Origin of the sequence: Aminobacter sp. LjRoot7, assembly GCF_964252895.1 — a bacterium.
Classification (GTDB): Bacteria; Pseudomonadota; Alphaproteobacteria; order Rhizobiales; family Rhizobiaceae; genus Aminobacter; species Aminobacter aminovorans_B.
The window spans coordinates 92,503-110,589 of record NZ_CAXUPX020000004.1; the positions used below are offsets into that span (position 1 = coordinate 92,503).

Here is an 18,087-nt window from a genome sequence, read left to right on the forward strand (position 1 = left end):
AAGGTTCCGGTCGCGGCAGTTGTCGAAACGACCGCGCCGGCGGATCGGGCTGTCAGCCGGCCTTGTCGGCGCTGCCTGTGCCTTCGAGCGAAGTGGATGCAGCTTGCGATTGCGGGTCGGCGGCGCTGTCGTCCGCATCCTGCTTTTCGCGCGCCACGCGTTCCTGCTCGCGCTTCTTTTCGATCATCCGGGCGGTCCAGATGGAAATCTCGTAAAGAAGGATCGTGGGAAGGGCAAGGCCGATCTGGCTTACCGGATCGGGTGGGGTCAGCACTGCCGCCACCACGAAAGCAATCACGATCGCCCATTTGCGCTTGTCGGCGAGCCCCTGCGACGTGACCATGCCCACCCGCGCCATCAGTGTCGTCACGACAGGCAGCTGGAACACCAGGCCGAAGGAGAAGATCAGCGTCATGATCAGGCTGAGATATTCCGACACCTTGGGCAGCAGCGAGATCTGCACCTGGTCGTCGGTACCGGCCTGCTGCATGGCGAGAAAGAACCACATCACCATCGGCGTGAAGAAGAAATAGACCAGCGACGCGCCCATGAGAAAGAGCACCGGCGAGGCGATCAGGAACGGCAGGAATGCCGCACGCTCGTTCTTGTAGAGGCCGGGTGCGACGAACTTGTAGATCTGAGAAGCAATGACCGGAAACGCGATGACCAGGCCGCCAAACATGGCGAGCTTGATCTGCGTGAAGAAGAATTCCTGCGGCGCCGTATAGATCAGCTCGACCTTGTGCGGGTCGAGACCGGCCCAGTTGGTCGCCCATTTGAACGGGATGACCAGCAGGTTGAACAGCTGCTTGGCAAAGAAGAAGCAGACGAGGAAGGCGACGAAGAAGCCGCCGATGGACCACATCAGCCGCGTGCGCAGCTCGATCAGATGCTCCATCAGCGGGGCCGAGGACTTTTCAATCTCGTCGTCTTCGGCGCTCACGAGGCTTTTCCTGCTTTGGTCGTCTTGGTGGTCTTTTTGGGCGCAGCCGCCTTGGCCGGTGCAGCCTTGGCTGCGGGTGCCTTGGCCGGAGCAGCCTTCACAGCCGCAGCCTTGGTCACCGGCGCCTTGGCCGCTGCGGCCGGCGCCTTTGCTTTCGCGGCAGGCTTGGCCTCTGTTGCTGCTTTCGACTTCGCAGCCGCCTTCGGCGCTTCGGCCTTGGCTGCAACCGCTGCCGACGGAACAGGCGTCGCCTTGACCTCTGCAGCCGGGAACACCGGCGCTGCCGCCGGCATCGCGTCCGGCCCTGCAACGCCTGGCATGACGGTTGCGCCGTTCTTCAGCGGCTCTGCCGGATGCGCTGCGTCCGCCGCAGGATCAGCCGGCGGTGCCGGCTGCGACGGCTTCATCGCCGCGTCGAGGCCTGCGCGCACATCGGAGGCCGCCTGCTCGAACGGATTGAGCTGCTTCCTGATCTGCTGCGCGGGGTTGAGGCTGCGCAACTCGTCGACGGACTTCTTGACGTCGTCGAGCTCGGCTTCCTTCAGCGCCTCATTGAACTTGCGCTGAAAATCGCCCGCCATGGAACGTGCCTTGGCCGTCATCCGCCCAATGGTGCGGAGCATCTTGGGCAAATCCTTGGGGCCGACGACCACGATCATGACGATCGCAATCACCAGCATTTCGGTCCAGCCGATTTCAAACATGTCGGTGCGATCCGGCTAGCAAGAGGCGCGGGTCAGCTCTTGCTGGCCTTTTCCTTGGTCGAGTTCACAGTCTCATCGTTGCGATGCTCGACCGTCTTGGAGTCATCGGCTTCGTCGTCCGACATACCCTTCTTGAAGCTCTTGATGCCCTTGGCCATGTCGCCCATCAACTCAGGGATCTTGCCGCGACCAAACAGCAGCAGCACGACGACCAGGACGATCAGCCAGTGCCAGATTGAAAACGAACCCATTGAACTCTCTCTTGAACAGTTTCCCTGCGATTGATCTAGGCTCTTTCGCTTCCGGATTCAAACACTAGAACATCCGCTTTCCGAAGCGACAGCCATATATCACGTGCTTTTGCGGACAAAGCGCCGCAGCGTATGCGCGCCCGCACCGGCGTCTCGGCACCAGGCACCGCAAGCTCGAGCAGTTCGACGACGCCGAGATAGCGCCGCGAAATGATGCGGGCCTGGGTTTCACCAGTGTCCTCGCTGACGTCGATGCCAGTCAGTCGCACAGCCACGAGCACTTCAGCGCCGTCCGAAACGTCGGTTTCGACCTCGCCCACCGGGGTCGTCGCATAACCATCGACAACCTTGGCCGAAAAGACGTTGAGCTCGGAAAAGAAGCCCGCGACAAACAGGTTTGCCGGCTTGAGATAGAGATCCTCCGCCCTGCCCGCCTGCACCAGCTTGCCATCCTTGAGCAGCGCGATACGGTCGCCCATGCGCATGGCTTCTTCGGCGTCGTGGGTAACGACGATGGCAGTCGCCCGGCTTTCGCGCAGGATCGCCAGCGTTTCGGCACGCACCGAATCCTTGAGCCGCGAATCAAGGCCGGAGAACGGTTCGTCCATCAGCAGAACCGCCGGTCGCGGCGCCAGCGCGCGGGCAAGCGCAACACGCTGCTGCTCGCCGCCGGACAAGGCGTGCGGGTAGTTGTCGGCGTAATGCTCGAGCCCGACACGGGCGAGCGCGATCAGCGCTTCCTTCCTGGCCTCCTCGCGCGACAGCGCGGTCAGCCCGAAGCGGACGTTGTCGAGGATGGTCAGATGCGGAAACAGCGCGAAATCCTGGAACACCAGGCCGATCGAGCGCTGTTCCGGCGGCAGGAAAACCTCAGGGCCCGCGATTTCCTTGCCGTTCAGCAGCACACGTCCCGAGCTCTGTGCCTCGATGCCGGCGGCGATCCTGAGCAGCGTCGTCTTGCCGGAGCCGGATGGTCCGAGCAGGCAAAGCACCTCGCCCGGCTCTGCAGCAAGGCTGACCTCGCGCAGCGTCTCCGAACCATTGCCGAAGGAATGGCGAATGTCCTCGAAGGCCAGCCGCGCAGCAAAGGTCACGCCCGCAGTGACACGCGATGCCGTCTGGGCCTGATTTGTCGTCACAGGATCGACCTCCTGCTGCCGGTTCCACACCGGCGCGGGTCAATCATCTGTGACGCGGGGTGTCAACAGGCCAAGCTCTTCGAGGTCGATGTCGGTGAGCGGGTCTTCGTCGTCGGTGAGCAGGTCCGGATCGGACGGCGGCAGCGGCACCGAGAAGCCGGGCGGCATGCGCGACGACAACAGCCCTGCCCCCTTGAGTTCTTCCATGCCGGGCAGGTCGCGTATCTCCTCGAGCCCGAAATGATCGAGGAACTTGTCGGTCGTGCCATAGGTCACCGGCCGGCCCGGCGTCTTGCGCCGGCCACGCATGCGCACCCATTCGGTTTCCATCAGCGTGTCGAGCGTGCCCTTCGACGTTTCGACGCCGCGGATATCCTCGATCTCGGCGCGGGTCACAGGCTGGTGGTAGGCGATGACCGACAGCACTTCGAGGGCGGCGCGCGACAGCTTCTTCTGCTGGATGGTGTCGCGGCTCATCAGGAAGGCCAGGTCGCCAGCCGTGCGAAACGCCCAGGAATCCGCAACCTTGACCAGATTGACGCCACGACGCTCGTAGATGCGCTGCAACTCTGCCATGGCGGCGGGAACGTCGATGCCTTCCGGCAACCGCGCGACCAGCTGCCGCTCGCTCACCGGCTCGGCGCTGGCGAAAACGATGGCTTCGGCCATGCGCACGGCTTCGGCCAGATGCAGCCGCGCCGCCGGGTTGTGCTCGACGGTCTCACCGTCCTCGTCGTCGAGGGCGAACGGGACGACATTTGATCCTTCGGTCATGACGCACCTTCGGTCTGCGGGGTCGCGGCCTGGCGTTCGCGCAGGTAGATCGGCGCAAACGGCTCGTGCTGACGGATTTCGACGGTCCCGTCGCGGACCATTTCCAGGCTGGCGGCAAATGAGCTGGCGATCGCCGTTGCGCGCTCTTCGGGGCTGGTCATGTAGCGCAGCAGAAAATGATCGAGCGCCGTCCAGTCCTTTAGTTCGCCGACCATGCGGGTCAGGATTTCGCGCGCCGCCTTCAGCGACCAGACACCGCGCTTGGCGATCTGCACATTCGTGATCGCCTGCCTCTGGCGCTGGCCGGCATAGGCGCTCAGAAGGTCGAACAGCGAGGCCGAATATTCGTTGCGCTTGTCGATGATGACAAGCTCCGGTGCGCCGCGCTGGAAGACGTCGCGACCAAGCCGGTTGCGGTTGACCAGCCGCGAGGCAGCGTCGCGCATCGCCTCCAGCCGCTTCAGCCGGAACTGCAGCACGGCGGCCAGTTCTTCGCCGCTCTCGCCCTCGTCGCCCGGCAGCTTGGGGATCAAAAGCTTCGACTTGAGGAAAGCGAGCCATGCCGCCATGACCAGATAGTCAGCGGCAAGCTCCAGCCGCAGCGCCCGCGCTTGCGAGACGAAGATCAGATACTGCTCGACGAGCGCCAGGATGGAAATGCGGGAGAGATCGACGCGCTGGCTGCGGGCCAGGTGCAGCAGGAGATCGAGCGGGCCTTCGAAGCCGGCGACGTCGACGACCAGCGACGGATCGTCGGTCATGCGGTCGTCAGCGTTCTCCGCCCACAGACGGTCCATCGGTGCTGGCTTTTGCGCCTTGCTTTCCAATGCTTCCGCCAATTTCCGTGCCTTCTCCTTGGGAGGCTATGCAACTGCCTCGAAATAATGTCCGAATTCCGCCTGCGCCACGGTTTCAGCGCGCGCATGCAACTTGCCGGCGATTTTGCAGTGAAGGACAAGATCGGCATCCGCCGCAAGGATTGCCGCGGTCTTTGCCCGGTAATCCCCAGAAAGCCGCGTCCCCAACGTGTCAGGCGGTGATTCGGTCATGCCAAGAGCTTAGCGCCTTTTGACCGGCGATTGAATCGTACCCCGCTGCGAAGGCCTCAAAACGAAAACGGCGCAGCCAGGCTGCGCCGTTTTCCAAATTTGGTGTGGCTCGCTTACTTCGAGACGAAGCAGTTGCCGCCGGCGGCCTTGTAGCTTTCGCACAGGCTGACCGCATCGTTGCGGGTGCCAGCCGGCACGCGAACGCGCCAGAAGGTGCCCTTGCCGGCGATGTCGGCCTTGACGATGCTGACTTCGCGGCCGTTCAGCACGCTGCCATAGCGGCGAGCGAGATCGGCATAGGTCGACTTCGCGGCGGCTTCGCTCGGCTGCGAGGCGATCTGCATGGCCCAGGCGCCGGAAGCTGCAGCCGTCGTCGGAGCCGACGGCGCGACAGCCGCGACCTGGTCAGGCTTGACTTCGCCAACGACATCGACCGGCTGCTCGGACGGGCGCTGCGGCGCAATCGGAGCGGTGGACGGGGTGTTGGCCGACTGGGCGGGCTTGGCGACGGGCGCCAGAGCCGGCTGGGCCGGGACTGTGCCGGTGGCTTCGCTTGCCGGCTCGGCAACACGCTGCGGCGCCGGATCGGTGGGCTCGGTGGCGGCAACAGCGGCCGGAGCCGGCTCTTCGCGCGGCACCAGCGTGCCATCCGGCCTCACCACCATGGTGCGGACCTTGCGCGGAGCGACAGCGGCCGTCTCGGTGCTGGCGTCGGGCTGATCGGCCTGCGGTGCCTGGGCAACGCGCTCTTCCGACTTCGCAGTCGGTTCAGCAGCGACGTCATCTCCGTTGAGCGGCAGGTTTTCGGGCATGTTCGCCTCGGCTTCCTGCGCTGCCAGGTCGACCGGCTCTTCAGCGTTGGTAACGAGCTTGTCCTGGGCCGGAGCGCCGTTGGTCGAGCCGCCTGCGACGCGGTCGTAGACCTTGCTGTCCTGGTTCGGCACGGTGGCGCCGCCCGGATTTTCCGGCTTGACCTTGATCGGGCTCTCGTCGGCCTTGACGATGACCGGTGCGCCTGCACCCTCGCCGCCACCGAACGACAGCGCGAAGGCGCCAATGCCACCGACAACGGCAACAGCGCCGACGATTGCGGCGATCATCATGCCGCGACGCGCCGGACGGGCTGGAGCCGAGCCGGGCAGCGTTTCCATCGCTTCGTCGAAATCAGGATCGTAATCGAACTCGTCGGCCTGGGCCTGCTGGCGCGGCGCGTTCGACTGGCTCTGCTGCATGCCGCCGAGGTCGAAGCCACCGAGACGGTCGTCGGCCTGCTGGCGACCGGCATACATCGCTGCGGCACCGGCTGCGGCAGCACCTGCCAGTTCGATCGGCTGCGACGCATCGCCATCGCGCAACGTCTTGCGATCGAAGCCGTCGGCATAGGGGTTCGACGCATAGTTCGATGACGCGGCCGGCTTGGTTGCCTCCGGCGCGTTCATCTCGTTCATCAGGTTCGAGAATTCGCCGTCGAGATCGTCATAGGCCGGAGCTGGCGGCGCGTCGTCCTCGAACGAAAGTTCGGGGATGTCGAGGTCATCGGCGAGCGCAACGGCCTTTTCCGGCACATCGACGGTCTCGATATCAGGCGCATCGTCAAAGGACGAAACAGCGGCGAAAAGCTCGGCTTCCAGATCGTCGACGACAGGCTCTGCTTGCGCATATGCCTCAGGCTCGGCCTGCTGGGCATACGCCTCAGGCGCATAGGCCACAGGCTCGGCCTGCGGCTCATAAGTCGGCGCGACCGGCACATAGGCATCCGGCTGCTGGATCACTTCCGGCTGGTAGCTCGACTGGCCTGCTACAACTGGTGCGGCAGCGCGCGGCGCCACCGGCGTACCGAGGCCCCAGCTGCGAGCCTGCTCGTAGCGCGAGGCAGCAAGCGGACGCATCGGCGCTGCGGCAGCAGCGGCTGCTGCGACGGCAACTGCCGGTGCGGCGACTTCGGCCACCTCGGCAACGGCACTGCGCTCGAGCGCCATGTCGAAGGCGTCGTCGTCGAAGCTGACGTCGATGTCGGCCTGGTGATCGTAGCTCGGCTCGGAATAGCCGGCATCGGCCTGGACGGGAGCTGCTTCCTCGGCAGCCACGAACTCCTCGACCGGCGCGTCGTAGGACGGCGCATAGTCGGTGTCGTCATAAGCCTGTGCCAGTTCCTCGACGGGCTGCTCGGGCGCCCAGAGCGAGCTCGCGAAGGTCGGCTCGGGCTCCACAGCAACCGGCTCGACAACGCGAAGCGGCGTCGGCTCGGACAGCGCCTTGGCCTGGCTGCTCATATTGCCAAGCAGCGCGTTCAGCTCGTCTTCGAGGCTTGTGTCTTCAACTGGGGCCACAGGAGCCGCGACCTGGGCAACCTCGGGCTCATAGACCGGTTCTTCGACCGTCGGTTCGACGGCTGGCGCTTCATAAGCGACCGCAGGCTCATAGGCCGGCTCCTCGTCGCGTAGCGCGTCCTGCAGGCGGCGCTCGAACTCGTCATAGTCCTCGGCCTGCGCGACAGGTGCTGCAACCGCTTGCGGCTCCTCGACCAGATCGGCATGCGAGAATGCAATTTCCGGCTCAGCCGGCTGGTATTCGCCCAGCGTCAGCTGATCGTCAGCGACGGCTTCAACGGCATAGCTGTCATCGTCGACAGCCGCGAAATCCATGTCGACATCGGCAAGGGCGACGTCGAAATCGGCATCGAGATCGACATCGGTCGAAGCCGCATAAGAAACCGGCTGCACGACCTGCTCGGCAGGCTCTTCGGCCGCCAACAGCTCGTCTTCCATCGAGAACTCCTGCTCGAAGGAAGCGGCAACTGCATCGTCGAAATCGGGCTCGGGCGCAAAAGTCGGCTCGGGCGTGAAAGCAGGCTCAGGAGCGAAAGTGGGTTCCGGAGCGAAGTTGACTTCAGGCGCCGGCTCGTAGGCGGGGGCTGCGGCATAAGCCGGCTCCTCCGGACGAAGCAGTTCGTCTTCGAGCGAGAAATCCTCGAAGCTCGCGGCAACGGCATCGTCGAACGACGCGTCGGAGGCGAATTCCGGCTCACGGGCACGCTCTTCAGCCGGCGCATAAGCAACGGGCGATTCCACGGGCGCGTAAGCTGCCGGTTCGCTTGCCTGGACATAGGCCGCGGGGGCAACGCGCTCCGGCTCCGCGACGAGATCGTCGCCGGCCAGCTCGCCGAGCAGTTCCTTTTCCAGATCAATGCTGAAGTCGTCGTCAACGGTCGGCTCGACGCGATCAGCGGGCGCGCCAACATCCTGGCGCACCACAGGCTGGCGCGGGTCGAAGCCCATGATCCTCGTCAGTTCGGCGAAGGGATCTTCGTCGGCGAAGTCATTCTTGTCTGCGATCTTCAGCTGGGTTCTGTCTGCCATTCTTTTTCCCGAACTCTCGCACTTTTTTCGGACGCAATGAACGTCGCGTAAGGTTGGCCCTTACCAGCGCAATGTGGGCAAAAGGTGACATTCAGCTCCGGAAAACCTAGCGCATTTCGGTCGGCGCATCCGCTCCGATCAACGCCAGGCCTGACGTCAAAACGTCCGAAACAGCCTGCACCAGCCCGAGTCTGGCATAGGTCAATTCTGGATCGTTAACCTTAACAAACCGTAAGTCATGGTTGTCCGTGCCACGATTCCAGTGTCCGTGGAAGGTGCTTGCGAGGTCGTAGAGGTAGAACGCCAGCCTGTGCGGCTCCATCGACTGCGCAGCCGACTCGATCAGGCGCGGATACTCGGCGAGCTTCTTGACGAGTGCGATTTCGCCTTCGTCGGTTAGCCGTTCGACAGCCCCAATCAGGCCGGCGCGCGCGAACTCTGCTTGGCCGAGCTGCTCCTTTGCCTGCCTGAACACCGAGTGGCAGCGCGCGGATGCGTACTGCACGTAGAACACAGGATTGTCCTTGGACTGCTCGGTGACCTTGGCAAAATCGAAGTCGAGCGGCGCATCGCTCTTGCGATAGAGCATCATGAAGCGAATCGCATCGCGACCAACTTCCTCAACGACCTCGCGCAGAGTGATGAACTCACCTGCCCGCTTGGACATGCGCACCGGCTCGCCGTCGCGGAACAGCTTGACCAGCTGGCACAGCAGCACGTCGAGCTTGACCGCACCATCGGTTACCGCACGCGCCAGCGCTTCCATGCGCTTGACGTAGCCGCCATGGTCGGCGCCGAGCACGAACACCAGCTCCTCGAAGCCGCGGTCGACCTTGTCCTTGAGATAGGCGACGTCGGCGGCGAAATAGGTGAAAGCACCGTCCGACTTGACCAGGGCGCGATCCATGTCGTCGCCGACCTCGGTCGAGCGGAACAAAGTCTGCTCGCGGTCTTCCCAGTCGTCAGGCTTCTCGCCCTTGGGCGGCGGCAGCTTGCCCTTGTAGACATGACCTTTCAGCGTCAGGTCGCTGATCGCCGAGCGGATCGCCTTGGCGTTGTCGGCATGCAGCGTGCGCTCGGAGAAGAACACCTCGTGGCGCACGTTGAGCAGCGCCAGATCCTCGCGGATCATCACCATCATCGCATCGATGGTACGATCCTTGATCAGCGCCAGCGCCTCGTCCTCGGGCTTCTGCAGCAGGTCGCGGCCGAATTCCTTGGCCAGCGCCTGACCGACCGGCACGAGATAGTCGCCCGGGTAGAGGCCGGCAGGGATCTCGCCGATCTCGTCGCCGAGCGCCTCGCGATAGCGCAGCATCACCGAGCGGCCGAGCACGTCGATCTGCACGCCAGCGTCGTTGATGTAGTATTCCTTGGACACGTCGTAACCAGCAAAGCCAAGGATGTTGGCAAGCGCATCGCCGACAACCGCGCCGCGGCAATGGCCGACATGCATCGGGCCGGTCGGATTGGCCGAGACATATTCGACGTTGACGCGCTTCTTCTTGCCGAAGCCGGAGCGGCCATAGTCGGCGCCGCGCGACAGCAGGTCAGCCAGGTGCTTCTGCCAGAAGCCGTCGTGGAGCTTGAGATTGACGAAGCCGGGGCCAGCAACCTCTGCCTTGGCGACGTCGGCATCCTTGGACAACTCCGCCACCAGGCGTTCGGCCAGCGCGCGCGGGTTCTGCCCGGTGGGCTTGGCCAGCACCATCGCCGCATTCGTCGCCAGATCGCCATGGGTCGCATCGCGCGGCGGCTCGACGGCAATACGCGTCAGGTCGAGCGTACCGCCCTCTTTCGGAGTCAAATCAAGCGCTTCGACGGCTTTGGTAATCCGCTCGCTGAAATCGGCGAAAATGTTCATTTCTAGGCTTTCGTAGGACGCTTCGACGTCACTTTTGACGTGACATTCCACTGAATGATGATCTCGCCCGGCCTAAACCAAATCGGGCGTATGGTCAAACAAGCGTCGGTGCTCCTTGACCGCGTATGTGTCGGTCATGCCGGCCAAGAAATCGGCGACGGCGCGTGCCTTGATGCGATCCTCGGCCCTGTCGAGCCCTTCGCGCCAGCCCTCGGGCATGGCACGTGGATCGGCGTAATAGGCGTCGAACAGGTCGCGCACGATGCCGTCGGCATTCGCCCGCACCCGCATCACTTCGGAATGCCGGTACATATTGCGGTAGAGAAACGCCTTCAGTTCCTTCTCCGAAGCCGTCATCTCGCCCGAGAACGTCACCATCACCTCGCCCGCGTTCCTCACCTCGTCAGCGCTTTGCGGCGCCAGGCGCGCAATCCTTGCGGTCGCAGTGGAGATGACGTCCTCGACGAACATGGTGATCTGGCGCCGCATCAGTTCGTGGCCGGTCCGCATCGCATCGAGCGCAGGATAACGCTCGCGCACGCCGCGCAGGATCGAGGCCGGCAGCGGCACGTCGTCGAGCATCTCCAGGGTCAGCAGCCCTGCCCTCAGCCCGTCGTCGATGTCATGGGTGTTGTAGGCGATATCATCGGCGATCGCCGCACACTGCGCCTCCAGGCTGGCGAAGCGGTCGAGTTCCAGGTCATGCAACTCGGAATAGTCGCGGATCGCCTGCGGCACCGGCCCCTTCAGGCCCTTGCCGGCGGCGTCCGTCAGCGGGCCGTTGTGCTTGACCAGCCCCTCCAGCGTTTCCCAGGTCAGGTTCAGCCCGTCGAACTCGGCGTAGCGGCTCTCGAGCCGGGTCACCACGCGCAGCGACTGGGCGTTGTGGTCGAAACCGCCCCAGGCCGCCATCTTGTCGTTCAGCGCATCCTCGCCAGTATGGCCGAACGGCGTGTGGCCGAAATCGTGCACCAGCGCTATCGCTTCGGCGAGATCCTCGTCGCAGCGTAAAGCGCGCGCCAGGGCCCGGGCGATCTGCGCCACCTCGATAGTGTGCGTCAGCCGGGTGCGGAAATGGTCCCCTTCATGGGCAACGAAGACCTGAGTCTTGTGCTTGAGGCGGCGGAAGGCGGTCGAATGGATGATGCGGTCGCGGTCGCGCTGGAACGGCGTGCGCGTCGGGCTCTCGACCTCGTCGAACAGGCGGCCGCGCGAAGCCGCGGGATCGCAGGCATAGGCCGCGCGCGGCCGGTAGCCGAAGCCGATATCGCCAAGTTGCCGTTCGCCTGCCATACTCCCCACCTGTTGACTTGCCCCAGGTGGCTTCATACCTATCATAAGAAACCGAAAGCAAGGTGACGCCAATGGGCGCTGATGCCAAGACCGCCATGAAGGTCGACATGACCGAAGCCGCAGCGAAGCGGATAGCCAAGATCGTCGCCGGCGATCCGGGCAAGATTGCCTTGCGCATCTCGGTCGAAGGCGGCGGCTGCTCGGGCTTTTCCTACAAGTTCGACCTCGTCGACGGCCGCAATGACGACGACGTCGCCATCGAACGCGATGGTGCGACGCTTTTGGTCGACGATCTGTCGCTGATCTATATGGGCGGCTCGGTCGTCGATTTCGTCGACGACCTGATGGGCCAATCGTTCCAGATCAAGAACCCCAACGCGGTCGCCGGCTGCGGCTGCGGCACCAGCTTCTCCATCTAGCCATGCGCAGGCCGCAAGCGCTCCGTCAGGTGGCGCTTTCGGCCGGTCGCGACATCGACGCGACGCTTGCCTTCTGGCTCGACGTCTTCGGACTTCCCGTCCACGCCCGCTACGACCCGCCCGGCATAGCCTTCATCATCGTCGGTGGCATCAGGCTGTTTTTCACCGGCGGCATCCCGCAGGCGACCATCTATCTCGACATAGACGACCTCGACTCCTTCTACGAAACCGCATCCGACAATGGCGTGGCGTTCACCACCGCGCCCACGCTCGTCCACCGCGATGCGGCGGGCGAATTCGGCCCTGCCGGCGAGAGCGAGTGGATGGCTTTCCTGAAGGACCCCGCCGGCAACACGATCGGGCTGGTCGAACGCAAATAGGCTTGCGCATTCCTCCGAACCGCTCCATCTCGTCGCGATGCGCCGCTGCCCCCGGGCGTTCTAAGATTCCGAGCGTAAGGGAACAGCATGCATATCCGTCGTTTTGAACCGCGTGACTTCGATGCCGTGGTGAACGTCATCCTGCCCATCCAGCGAGACGAATTCGGCTTTGACGTTACCGTCGACCACCAGCCGGACCTCCGGATCATTCCAGAATTCTATCAGCGCGACCTTGGCGATTTCTGGGTCGCCGAGGCAGATGGCAAGATCGTCGGGACCATCGGCCTGGTCGACATCGGTGATGGGCTCGCCGCCTTGCGCAAGATGTTCGTCGCCGCCGAGTGGCGTGGCCGCGAACACGGCATCGCTGCGAGACTGCTGGGCCTCTTGCTTGCCACGGCCCGCGAACGCGGCATCCGCGCGGTCTATCTCGGCACGACCGACAGGTTCCTCGCCGCCCATCGCTTCTACGAGAAGAACGGCTTTGCAGAGGTCGCAAGATCCGACCTGCCGGCGAACTTCCCGGTCGTGTTCATCGACACCAAGTTCTACGTTCACCGGCTGGATGCCTGAAAACCAGAGGGCCCCACGCAGGGGCCCTCGTCTCTCTTGTCAGTTGTTCCGCATCAAGCTTCCGATGCCATCGCCGCTTCGCGGATCTCGGCCTCGTTGACCTTGGTGCCGTTGAAGAAGGCGTTCAGCACCACCGCCGAAACCGACGCCAGAAGAATGCCCGACTCGATCAGCGGATGGATGTCGTGCGGCATCCACATCTTGAAGTCGGGGGCGACGAGAGGGATCATGCCGAAGCCGATGGAGACCGCGACCACGAACAGGTTGTTGCGGTTGGTCTTGAAGTCGACATTTGACAGGATGCGGATGCCTGTCGCTGCCACCATGCCGAACATCACCAGTCCTGCACCGCCCAGCACCACTGTCGGCAGCGCCTCGACCAGCGCGCCCATCTTGGGCACCAGTCCCAGGATCAGCAGGATCACACCACCGGCAACGCAGACGAAGCGGCTCTTGACCCCGGTGACGCCAACGAGGCCGACATTCTGCGAGAAGGAGGTGTACGGGAAGGTGTTGAACAGGCCGCCGATGATGGTGCCGAGACCATCAGTACGCAGACCGGCCGACAGCATCGGCTGGCTCACCTTGCGGCCGGTCATGTCGCCGAGAGCCAGGAACATGCCGGTCGATTCGATCATGACGACGATCATCACCAGCACCATCGTGATGATCAGGATCGGGTCGAAGATCGGCATACCGAAGCGCAGCGGGGTGATCAGTTCGAACCAGCCAGCGGACGCCACCTTGTCGAAATGCATCATGCCAAGCGACGCCGTGAGCACGCCGCCGATGAGGATGCCGAGCAGCACGGCAATGTTGGCCACGAACCCCTTGCCGAACTTGGCGATGACGAGGATCGACAGCAGCACGACCGCCGAAATGCCGACATTGACCATCGGTGCGTAGGCGGCGTTGGGCGCGGTTGCGGCGAGCGCCAGCTTGGCCGGGATCGGCGGGATGGTGGAGCCGGTGGCTGCCGCCATCTCGGTCACCGTCTTCAGCCATTCGGCATGCTCGGGCGCCACGAGCCTGGGCGCGGTCGGGCCCACCGGATTGCCGAAGATCCAGTTGATGCCGATGCGCATCAGGGATGCGCCGATGACCACGATGATGGTGCCGGTGACGACGGGCGGAAAGAACCTGAGCATGCGGCTGACCAGCGGCGCAATCAGGAACGCCACGATGCCGGCACCGATGATGGCGCCAAAGATCATGCGGGCGCCGTCGGGGCCCTGGTTGGCGTTGGCCATGGCGACCATCGGGCCGACGGCTGCGAAGGTGACGCCCATCATGACCGGCAGCTTGATGCCGAACCACTGTGTCGCACCGAAGGACTGGATGATAGTGACGAGGCCGCAGACGAAAAGATCAGCGGAGATCAGGAAGGCGACCTGCTCCGGATCGAGCTTCAGGGCTCGTCCGATGATGAGAGGCACCGCGATTGCACCGGCATACATGACCAGCACGTGCTGGATGCCGAGTGCAGCTAGGCGAGGCGCTGGAAGCACCTCGTCCACAGGATGAGTACTGTTGGACATGGCATTTGTTCCCCTTTTGCCAGCCGGTCCGAAGAATGCCGAAGAGGACCGGTTCCCTTCTCCCTAGGGATGGTGCAGGATCGTCTGGAACCGCCGTGCAGGCTATCAAGAATTATTTGAAATCATCGCGTGAAATTCATGAAGATCGTCACCTGGAACATCAACGGTGTCCGCGCCCGCATCGAAAACCTGGTGCATTGGCTCAAGGAAAGCGATCCGGACATCGTCTGCCTGCAGGAAATCAAGACGGTCGACGAAGGCTTTCCGCGCTTCGAGATCGAGGCGCTCGGCTACAACGTCGAAACGCACGGCCAGAAGGGCTTCAACGGCGTCGCCATCCTGTCCAAGCTGCGTTTCGACGAGGTCAATCGCGGCCTGCCGGGCGATGAAACCGACGAGCAAGCGCGCTTCATCGAAGGCGTGTTCTCGACCGACAAGGGCGTGTTGCGCGTCGTCTCGCTCTATCTGCCCAACGGCAATCCTGTCGGCACCGAGAAATTCCCCTACAAGCTGTCATGGATGGCGCGGCTGGAGCGCTGGGCGGCGGAGCGGCTGGCGCTGGAAGAGGCGCTGGTGCTCGCCGGCGACTACAACGTCATTCCCGAAGCCGTTGACGCCCGCAACATTGAGGTGTGGCTAGGCGATGCGCTGTACCAGCCCGAGACGCGGCAGGCATTCCGCCGGCTGGTGAATCTCGGCTTCACCGAGGCCGTGCGCTCGGTCACCGACCAGCGCGACGTCTATACGTTCTGGGATTACCAGGCCGGCGCCTGGCAGAAGAACAACGGCATCCGCATCGACCACCTGCTGCTGTCGCCGGAAGCCGCGAACCGCTTCGCATCAGCCTCGATCGAAAAGCACGTGCGCGCCTGGGAAAAGCCGTCCGACCACGTGCCGGTGGCGATCGACCTCAATCTTCAGGCGGCCTGAGAGACAGCCAGAGCTCCGGCTCTGGCGCGCTTACAACATCATGCTTGAGAAAATGCTGGGCGACCGCAATGGCGGTCTCGCCGAAAGGCGCATGCAAACCAGCGGCGGTAATCGTGCGTCTACTGGTTGCCCTTGGTCAGGATGTCTTCGGCAAGCGAGATCGCGGTGCGACGATCGGATTCGTCGGCAAGGGCAAAGGCCTCTTCCTGCATGCCGCGGATCCAGGGCTGGTCGGAGGGCTGGGCGCGTTCGAGGGCGGCGGTCATCATGGCAAGGCCACGCACCACCTTGCCACTCTGGAACAAAAGGTTACCAAGCGTCGCCTGCGCGCCGGCATGGCCTTTTTCCGCTGCCAGCTGCAGCCAGCGTCCGGCCTGCTTGACGGAAGCCTTCACGCCACCATCGCCCTTTAGGAACATCTTGCCCATCTCGTACTGGGCATTGGCGTTGCGGTAGTTGGCGGCCGCGCGCATGTAATATTCCTGCGCGGCGACAGGGTTGGCCGACACCGGGCTGCCCGGGATGCCCTCCTTCATGTAGCCGCCAAGCGCCACGAGCGCGTCGGAGACATAACTCTCCTCGGGCGAGCCGGGCTCGACGTCCTGCTCGGCGATCTCGGTGAAGAACTTGAACGCCTCATAGTCATCCTGGGCCACCCCGTCGCCTTCGGCATACATGCGTGCGAGCTTCCAGGTGGCGCCAATCTGGCCATTTTCGGCAGCGTAGCGATAGGCCTCGACGGCCTGATCCTTGTGACCGCTCTTGTAGGCGGAGAAGCCGAACTGGAACACCGCCCACGGGCTCGATTCCGGCTTCACGCCGGTCTTGTCGTCGAACACCTTGTCGTCAAACGCCAGCGCCTCGCCTGCGGCGCCCAACAGGGAAGCCGCGACAAGCGCCGAATAGGCTGATGCTCTTACCAACTCAGATATGCGCATAGCAGTACGTTTCTTCCGCCCACCTTGGTGGGTGACCGTGTCCTTGCCGTCCGGCGCGGACACAATTCCTGAGCGCGCCCGACCGATCAGCCGGACCCGGAGTGCATTCTTTCGCCCTCTCCACGCTTTCTCTGTCGGACCGCGCCAATCCAGCCTCTGCGGCCGTCTGCGCCATGTCCACGACATCGATCACATCAAGATGCGCGTTGTTTTCGACCAAACTACGGCCAAGGCCTTGCAAGAAATCGTGATCGGCGGCCACCTGCGCGATCGATCCAGCGGAGAGTTTGGCGACGCCAATACTTCCGCGGCCGGTGCGAACACTCGGTGCGAGGCAGGAAGAGCGGCGTCCAAAGGCCGATGCGGCCGTCTTTCGACGGCTGGGCAGCTTGGCCATGAAGGTCGCCTTGGCGTTCATTTCTGTTCCTGCCGCAACATCGCGGCTTTGCTGTTGGTTCCATTGCCAACGGCCCGCAACCGGGCGCTGGTCCGAAGACCCATTCGAGGTGCGCCGGGTTTATGGCGGGAAATTGGCAATGTCCCCGTCATGTTCATTAGCCGATAGCTTGATTAAAAAGTGTTGCCGATTCGTCACAACTGTTGCCGACTTGCCGCGCCATGGTTTCCAAAATGGAAACGAGAGGGGTCGGCGATACGGCAACAAAAAAGCCGGGCACGAGGCCCGGCTTTTTCTGGATCAGATGTGGAGGTTACCACTTGATGGCAAGCGAGAGATTTCCAGCGTAGCCGACGTCGCTTTCAGCAGTGAAAAGCCCCGGAGCGGGGATGTCAGTGCCAGGACCCGATTGACGGAAATCTTGCGATCCAGCCGCTATGAACAGCACGCCGAGTCCGCCGCGAATTTCGACATTGCTATTCGGCTTGTAGGACGCACCGAGGCCAAGCGTCCACGTATCCGTAGAGATATCGTGCCCAGTGCCAACGCCACGATCCCAAGTGATGCTGGCTGTACCGGCTAGACTTTCAGTGAAGGCGTGGGCGACACCGCCAGTGACCGTCCAACCGTCCTGCCAGAAGAAATTCAACGTCTGGTTCAGGGGGTTCAGTGGCGTCTTGTAATTGATGACGTCCATCACGCTCCAGTCGGTCCATTTGACCGAACCGTACACAAGCCAGCCAGGCGCAACACCAGACTGAACCTTTGCCTCGAAGCTCTGTGGGAACTTTCCCCATCCCGTTGCCGGTCCAAGAACAGCTCCATTGGAAGTAAAGCTAAGATCGCCAGACGCATCGATATCAGTTGCCGAGCGATACATCACTTGAGCACGGAGAGCGATCTCCTTGATCTCGTATGCTGCGCCAATGCGATAGCCTACTTGTCCATCGCTGAGGCTGAACTTCAAAGGCCTCGTAGGACCGCCAACCCACTGCTCAAAATCCAGAGTCTGGTAGAAAAGACCGCCAAGGAGGCTGAAGCGCCCCTTTCCCGCCTCAAAACCATAAGCGCAGGTACCGCCAAATTCATGCGTCACGAACTCTTGTTCGGAGGAGGCCGTTAGAGACGTCGGATCATAGCCTGCAGGGAACGGCGAACCTTTGAAACCGGTATAGTCAGAGTGCCCACCGAATGGCGTTGTGTAGGTCACAGCGCACGCTAGTGCATCATTGACTTTGTACTTCGCAGCCACCGAAGGAATAACGTATGTCGGGTTCTCAAAACCGGACATCTGGTACGTAGTGCCACCGACCTTAAAGGTATCCTTGCCACGGTTTGGCTGGACAACCGTGACGCCGGCCCTTGCCGCATTGCCTTCTTCAAACAGAATATCCGTATCGGCCGTGCCGCGCGAAAAACCGCCGGCCTGGGCTGCGCCTGCCGCAACGATCGTCAGCGCCGTTGCCCCCAGCAGCGCTTTGAGACGCGAAATGTTCATGGTGGTCCTCTCCCGAATGCCTCGTGACGAGAATTGAA

At 63.0% G+C, this 18,087-nt stretch carries 18 protein-coding genes; 4 read left to right on the forward strand and 14 right to left on the reverse strand.

Annotation, left to right across the window (positions count from 1 at the left end; genetic code table 11):
- Positions 1–52 precede the first annotated feature (52 nt).
- The 10 genes from tatC to ACSQ3E_RS13445 form a co-directional block, all read right to left on the reverse strand.
- Entirely contained in the window at positions 53–898 is an 846-nt protein-coding gene (tatC, locus tag ACSQ3E_RS13400; RefSeq protein ID WP_436123359.1) for a twin-arginine translocase subunit TatC, read from the reverse strand.
- Between the two features lie 41 nt (positions 899–939).
- Positions 940–1,647, reverse strand: a complete 708-nt coding sequence (gene tatB, locus ACSQ3E_RS13405) for a Sec-independent protein translocase protein TatB (protein ID WP_436123061.1) — start codon at positions 1,645–1,647, stop codon at positions 940–942.
- A 32-nt stretch (positions 1,648–1,679) separates the two neighbouring features.
- A complete protein-coding gene (locus ACSQ3E_RS13410) occupies positions 1,680–1,898 on the reverse strand; it encodes a twin-arginine translocase TatA/TatE family subunit (protein WP_115732237.1) in 219 nt (72 codons plus the stop codon).
- A 35-nt stretch (positions 1,899–1,933) separates the two neighbouring features.
- On the reverse strand, positions 1,934–3,037 hold the full coding sequence (locus ACSQ3E_RS13415; protein ID WP_436123062.1) for an ABC transporter ATP-binding protein: 1,104 nt from the start codon (positions 3,035–3,037) through the stop codon (positions 1,934–1,936).
- 39 nt (positions 3,038–3,076) lie between these two features.
- The gene (scpB, locus tag ACSQ3E_RS13420; RefSeq protein ID WP_310329122.1) at positions 3,077–3,811 is read right to left on the reverse strand and encodes an SMC-Scp complex subunit ScpB; all 735 of its coding nucleotides are present in this window, start codon (positions 3,809–3,811) and stop codon (positions 3,077–3,079) included.
- The gene (locus tag ACSQ3E_RS13425) at positions 3,808–4,608 is read right to left on the reverse strand and encodes a segregation and condensation protein A (RefSeq protein ID WP_436123063.1); all 801 of its coding nucleotides are present in this window, start codon (positions 4,606–4,608) and stop codon (positions 3,808–3,810) included. The genes scpB and ACSQ3E_RS13425 overlap by 4 nt, the downstream gene beginning before the upstream one ends.
- A 66-nt stretch (positions 4,609–4,674) precedes the next feature.
- The gene (locus ACSQ3E_RS13430) at positions 4,675–4,860 is read right to left on the reverse strand and encodes a hypothetical protein (RefSeq protein WP_436123064.1); all 186 of its coding nucleotides are present in this window, start codon (positions 4,858–4,860) and stop codon (positions 4,675–4,677) included.
- A 113-nt stretch (positions 4,861–4,973) separates the two neighbouring features.
- Positions 4,974–8,219 (reverse strand): SPOR domain-containing protein, encoded by a 3,246-nt coding sequence (locus ACSQ3E_RS13435; RefSeq protein WP_436123065.1) that lies wholly within the window; start codon positions 8,217–8,219, stop codon positions 4,974–4,976.
- A 106-nt stretch (positions 8,220–8,325) separates the two neighbouring features.
- Positions 8,326–10,083, reverse strand: a complete 1,758-nt coding sequence (gene argS, locus ACSQ3E_RS13440) for an arginine--tRNA ligase (RefSeq protein WP_436123066.1) — start codon at positions 10,081–10,083, stop codon at positions 8,326–8,328.
- 72 nt (positions 10,084–10,155) lie between these two features.
- A complete protein-coding gene (locus tag ACSQ3E_RS13445; protein WP_436123067.1) occupies positions 10,156–11,376 on the reverse strand; it encodes a deoxyguanosinetriphosphate triphosphohydrolase in 1,221 nt (406 codons plus the stop codon).
- Positions 11,377–11,447: 71 nt separating this feature from the next.
- On the opposite strand from ACSQ3E_RS13445, the gene erpA reads away from it, so the two are divergent.
- The 3 genes from erpA to ACSQ3E_RS13460 all read left to right on the forward strand — a co-directional run bounded on the left by erpA (position 11,448) and on the right by ACSQ3E_RS13460 (position 12,748).
- Positions 11,448–11,795, forward strand: a complete 348-nt coding sequence (gene erpA / locus ACSQ3E_RS13450; RefSeq protein WP_436123068.1) for an iron-sulfur cluster insertion protein ErpA — start codon at positions 11,448–11,450, stop codon at positions 11,793–11,795.
- Positions 11,796–11,797: 2 nt separating this feature from the next.
- Entirely contained in the window at positions 11,798–12,175 is a 378-nt protein-coding gene (locus tag ACSQ3E_RS13455; RefSeq protein WP_310329135.1) for a VOC family protein, read from the forward strand.
- An 87-nt stretch (positions 12,176–12,262) separates the two neighbouring features.
- Positions 12,263–12,748 carry a GNAT family N-acetyltransferase gene (locus ACSQ3E_RS13460; protein WP_436123069.1) on the forward strand — a complete coding sequence of 162 codons (486 nt, stop codon included), beginning with the start codon at positions 12,263–12,265 and terminating at the stop codon, positions 12,746–12,748.
- A 53-nt stretch (positions 12,749–12,801) separates the two neighbouring features.
- Here ACSQ3E_RS13460 and ACSQ3E_RS13465 read toward each other — a convergent pair whose 3' ends face one another.
- Positions 12,802–14,286, reverse strand: a complete 1,485-nt coding sequence (locus ACSQ3E_RS13465; RefSeq protein WP_436123070.1) for a nucleobase:cation symporter-2 family protein — start codon at positions 14,284–14,286, stop codon at positions 12,802–12,804.
- 138 nt (positions 14,287–14,424) lie between these two features.
- Here ACSQ3E_RS13465 and xth point away from each other — a divergent pair, with 138 nt between their 5' ends.
- Positions 14,425–15,216 carry an exodeoxyribonuclease III gene (xth, locus tag ACSQ3E_RS13470; RefSeq protein ID WP_436123360.1) on the forward strand — a complete coding sequence of 264 codons (792 nt, stop codon included), beginning with the start codon at positions 14,425–14,427 and terminating at the stop codon, positions 15,214–15,216.
- A gap of 119 nt (positions 15,217–15,335) precedes the next feature.
- Here xth and ACSQ3E_RS13475 read toward each other — a convergent pair whose 3' ends face one another.
- The 3 genes from ACSQ3E_RS13475 to ACSQ3E_RS13485 all read right to left on the reverse strand — a co-directional run bounded on the left by ACSQ3E_RS13475 (position 15,336) and on the right by ACSQ3E_RS13485 (position 18,049).
- Positions 15,336–16,154 carry a tetratricopeptide repeat protein gene (locus tag ACSQ3E_RS13475; protein WP_436123071.1) on the reverse strand — a complete coding sequence of 273 codons (819 nt, stop codon included), beginning with the start codon at positions 16,152–16,154 and terminating at the stop codon, positions 15,336–15,338.
- A complete protein-coding gene (locus ACSQ3E_RS13480) occupies positions 16,141–16,572 on the reverse strand; it encodes a hypothetical protein (protein WP_436123072.1) in 432 nt (143 codons plus the stop codon). The genes ACSQ3E_RS13475 and ACSQ3E_RS13480 overlap by 14 nt, the downstream gene beginning before the upstream one ends.
- 292 nt (positions 16,573–16,864) lie before the next feature.
- Positions 16,865–18,049, reverse strand: a complete 1,185-nt coding sequence (locus tag ACSQ3E_RS13485; RefSeq protein ID WP_436123073.1) for an OmpP1/FadL family transporter — start codon at positions 18,047–18,049, stop codon at positions 16,865–16,867.
- Between the last annotated feature and the right edge of the window lie 38 nt (positions 18,050–18,087).

Coding starts and splice junctions, on each gene's coding strand:
- tatC (WP_436123359.1), bottom strand. CDS start 898: ATGGAGCATCTGATCGAGCTGCGCACGCGGCTGATGTGGTCCATCGGC.
- tatB (WP_436123061.1), bottom strand. CDS start 1,647: ATGTTTGAAATCGGCTGGACCGAAATGCTGGTGATTGCGATCGTCATG.
- ACSQ3E_RS13410 (WP_115732237.1), bottom strand. CDS start 1,898: ATGGGTTCGTTTTCAATCTGGCACTGGCTGATCGTCCTGGTCGTCGTG.
- scpB (WP_310329122.1), bottom strand. CDS start 3,811: ATGACCGAAGGATCAAATGTCGTCCCGTTCGCCCTCGACGACGAGGAC.
- ACSQ3E_RS13425 (WP_436123063.1), bottom strand. CDS start 4,608: ATGGACCGTCTGTGGGCGGAGAACGCTGACGACCGCATGACCGACGAT.
- ACSQ3E_RS13430 (WP_436123064.1), bottom strand. CDS start 4,860: ATGACCGAATCACCGCCTGACACGTTGGGGACGCGGCTTTCTGGGGAT.
- ACSQ3E_RS13435 (WP_436123065.1), bottom strand. CDS start 8,219: ATGGCAGACAGAACCCAGCTGAAGATCGCAGACAAGAATGACTTCGCC.
- argS (WP_436123066.1), bottom strand. CDS start 10,083: ATGAACATTTTCGCCGATTTCAGCGAGCGGATTACCAAAGCCGTCGAA.
- ACSQ3E_RS13445 (WP_436123067.1), bottom strand. CDS start 11,376: ATGGCAGGCGAACGGCAACTTGGCGATATCGGCTTCGGCTACCGGCCG.
- erpA (WP_436123068.1), top strand. CDS start 11,448: ATGGGCGCTGATGCCAAGACCGCCATGAAGGTCGACATGACCGAAGCC.
- ACSQ3E_RS13455 (WP_310329135.1), top strand. CDS start 11,798: ATGCGCAGGCCGCAAGCGCTCCGTCAGGTGGCGCTTTCGGCCGGTCGC.
- ACSQ3E_RS13460 (WP_436123069.1), top strand. CDS start 12,263: ATGCATATCCGTCGTTTTGAACCGCGTGACTTCGATGCCGTGGTGAAC.
- ACSQ3E_RS13465 (WP_436123070.1), bottom strand. CDS start 14,286: ATGTCCAACAGTACTCATCCTGTGGACGAGGTGCTTCCAGCGCCTCGC.
- xth (WP_436123360.1), top strand. CDS start 14,425: ATGAAGATCGTCACCTGGAACATCAACGGTGTCCGCGCCCGCATCGAA.
- ACSQ3E_RS13475 (WP_436123071.1), bottom strand. CDS start 16,154: ATGCGCATATCTGAGTTGGTAAGAGCATCAGCCTATTCGGCGCTTGTC.
- ACSQ3E_RS13480 (WP_436123072.1), bottom strand. CDS start 16,572: ATGAACGCCAAGGCGACCTTCATGGCCAAGCTGCCCAGCCGTCGAAAG.
- ACSQ3E_RS13485 (WP_436123073.1), bottom strand. CDS start 18,049: ATGAACATTTCGCGTCTCAAAGCGCTGCTGGGGGCAACGGCGCTGACG.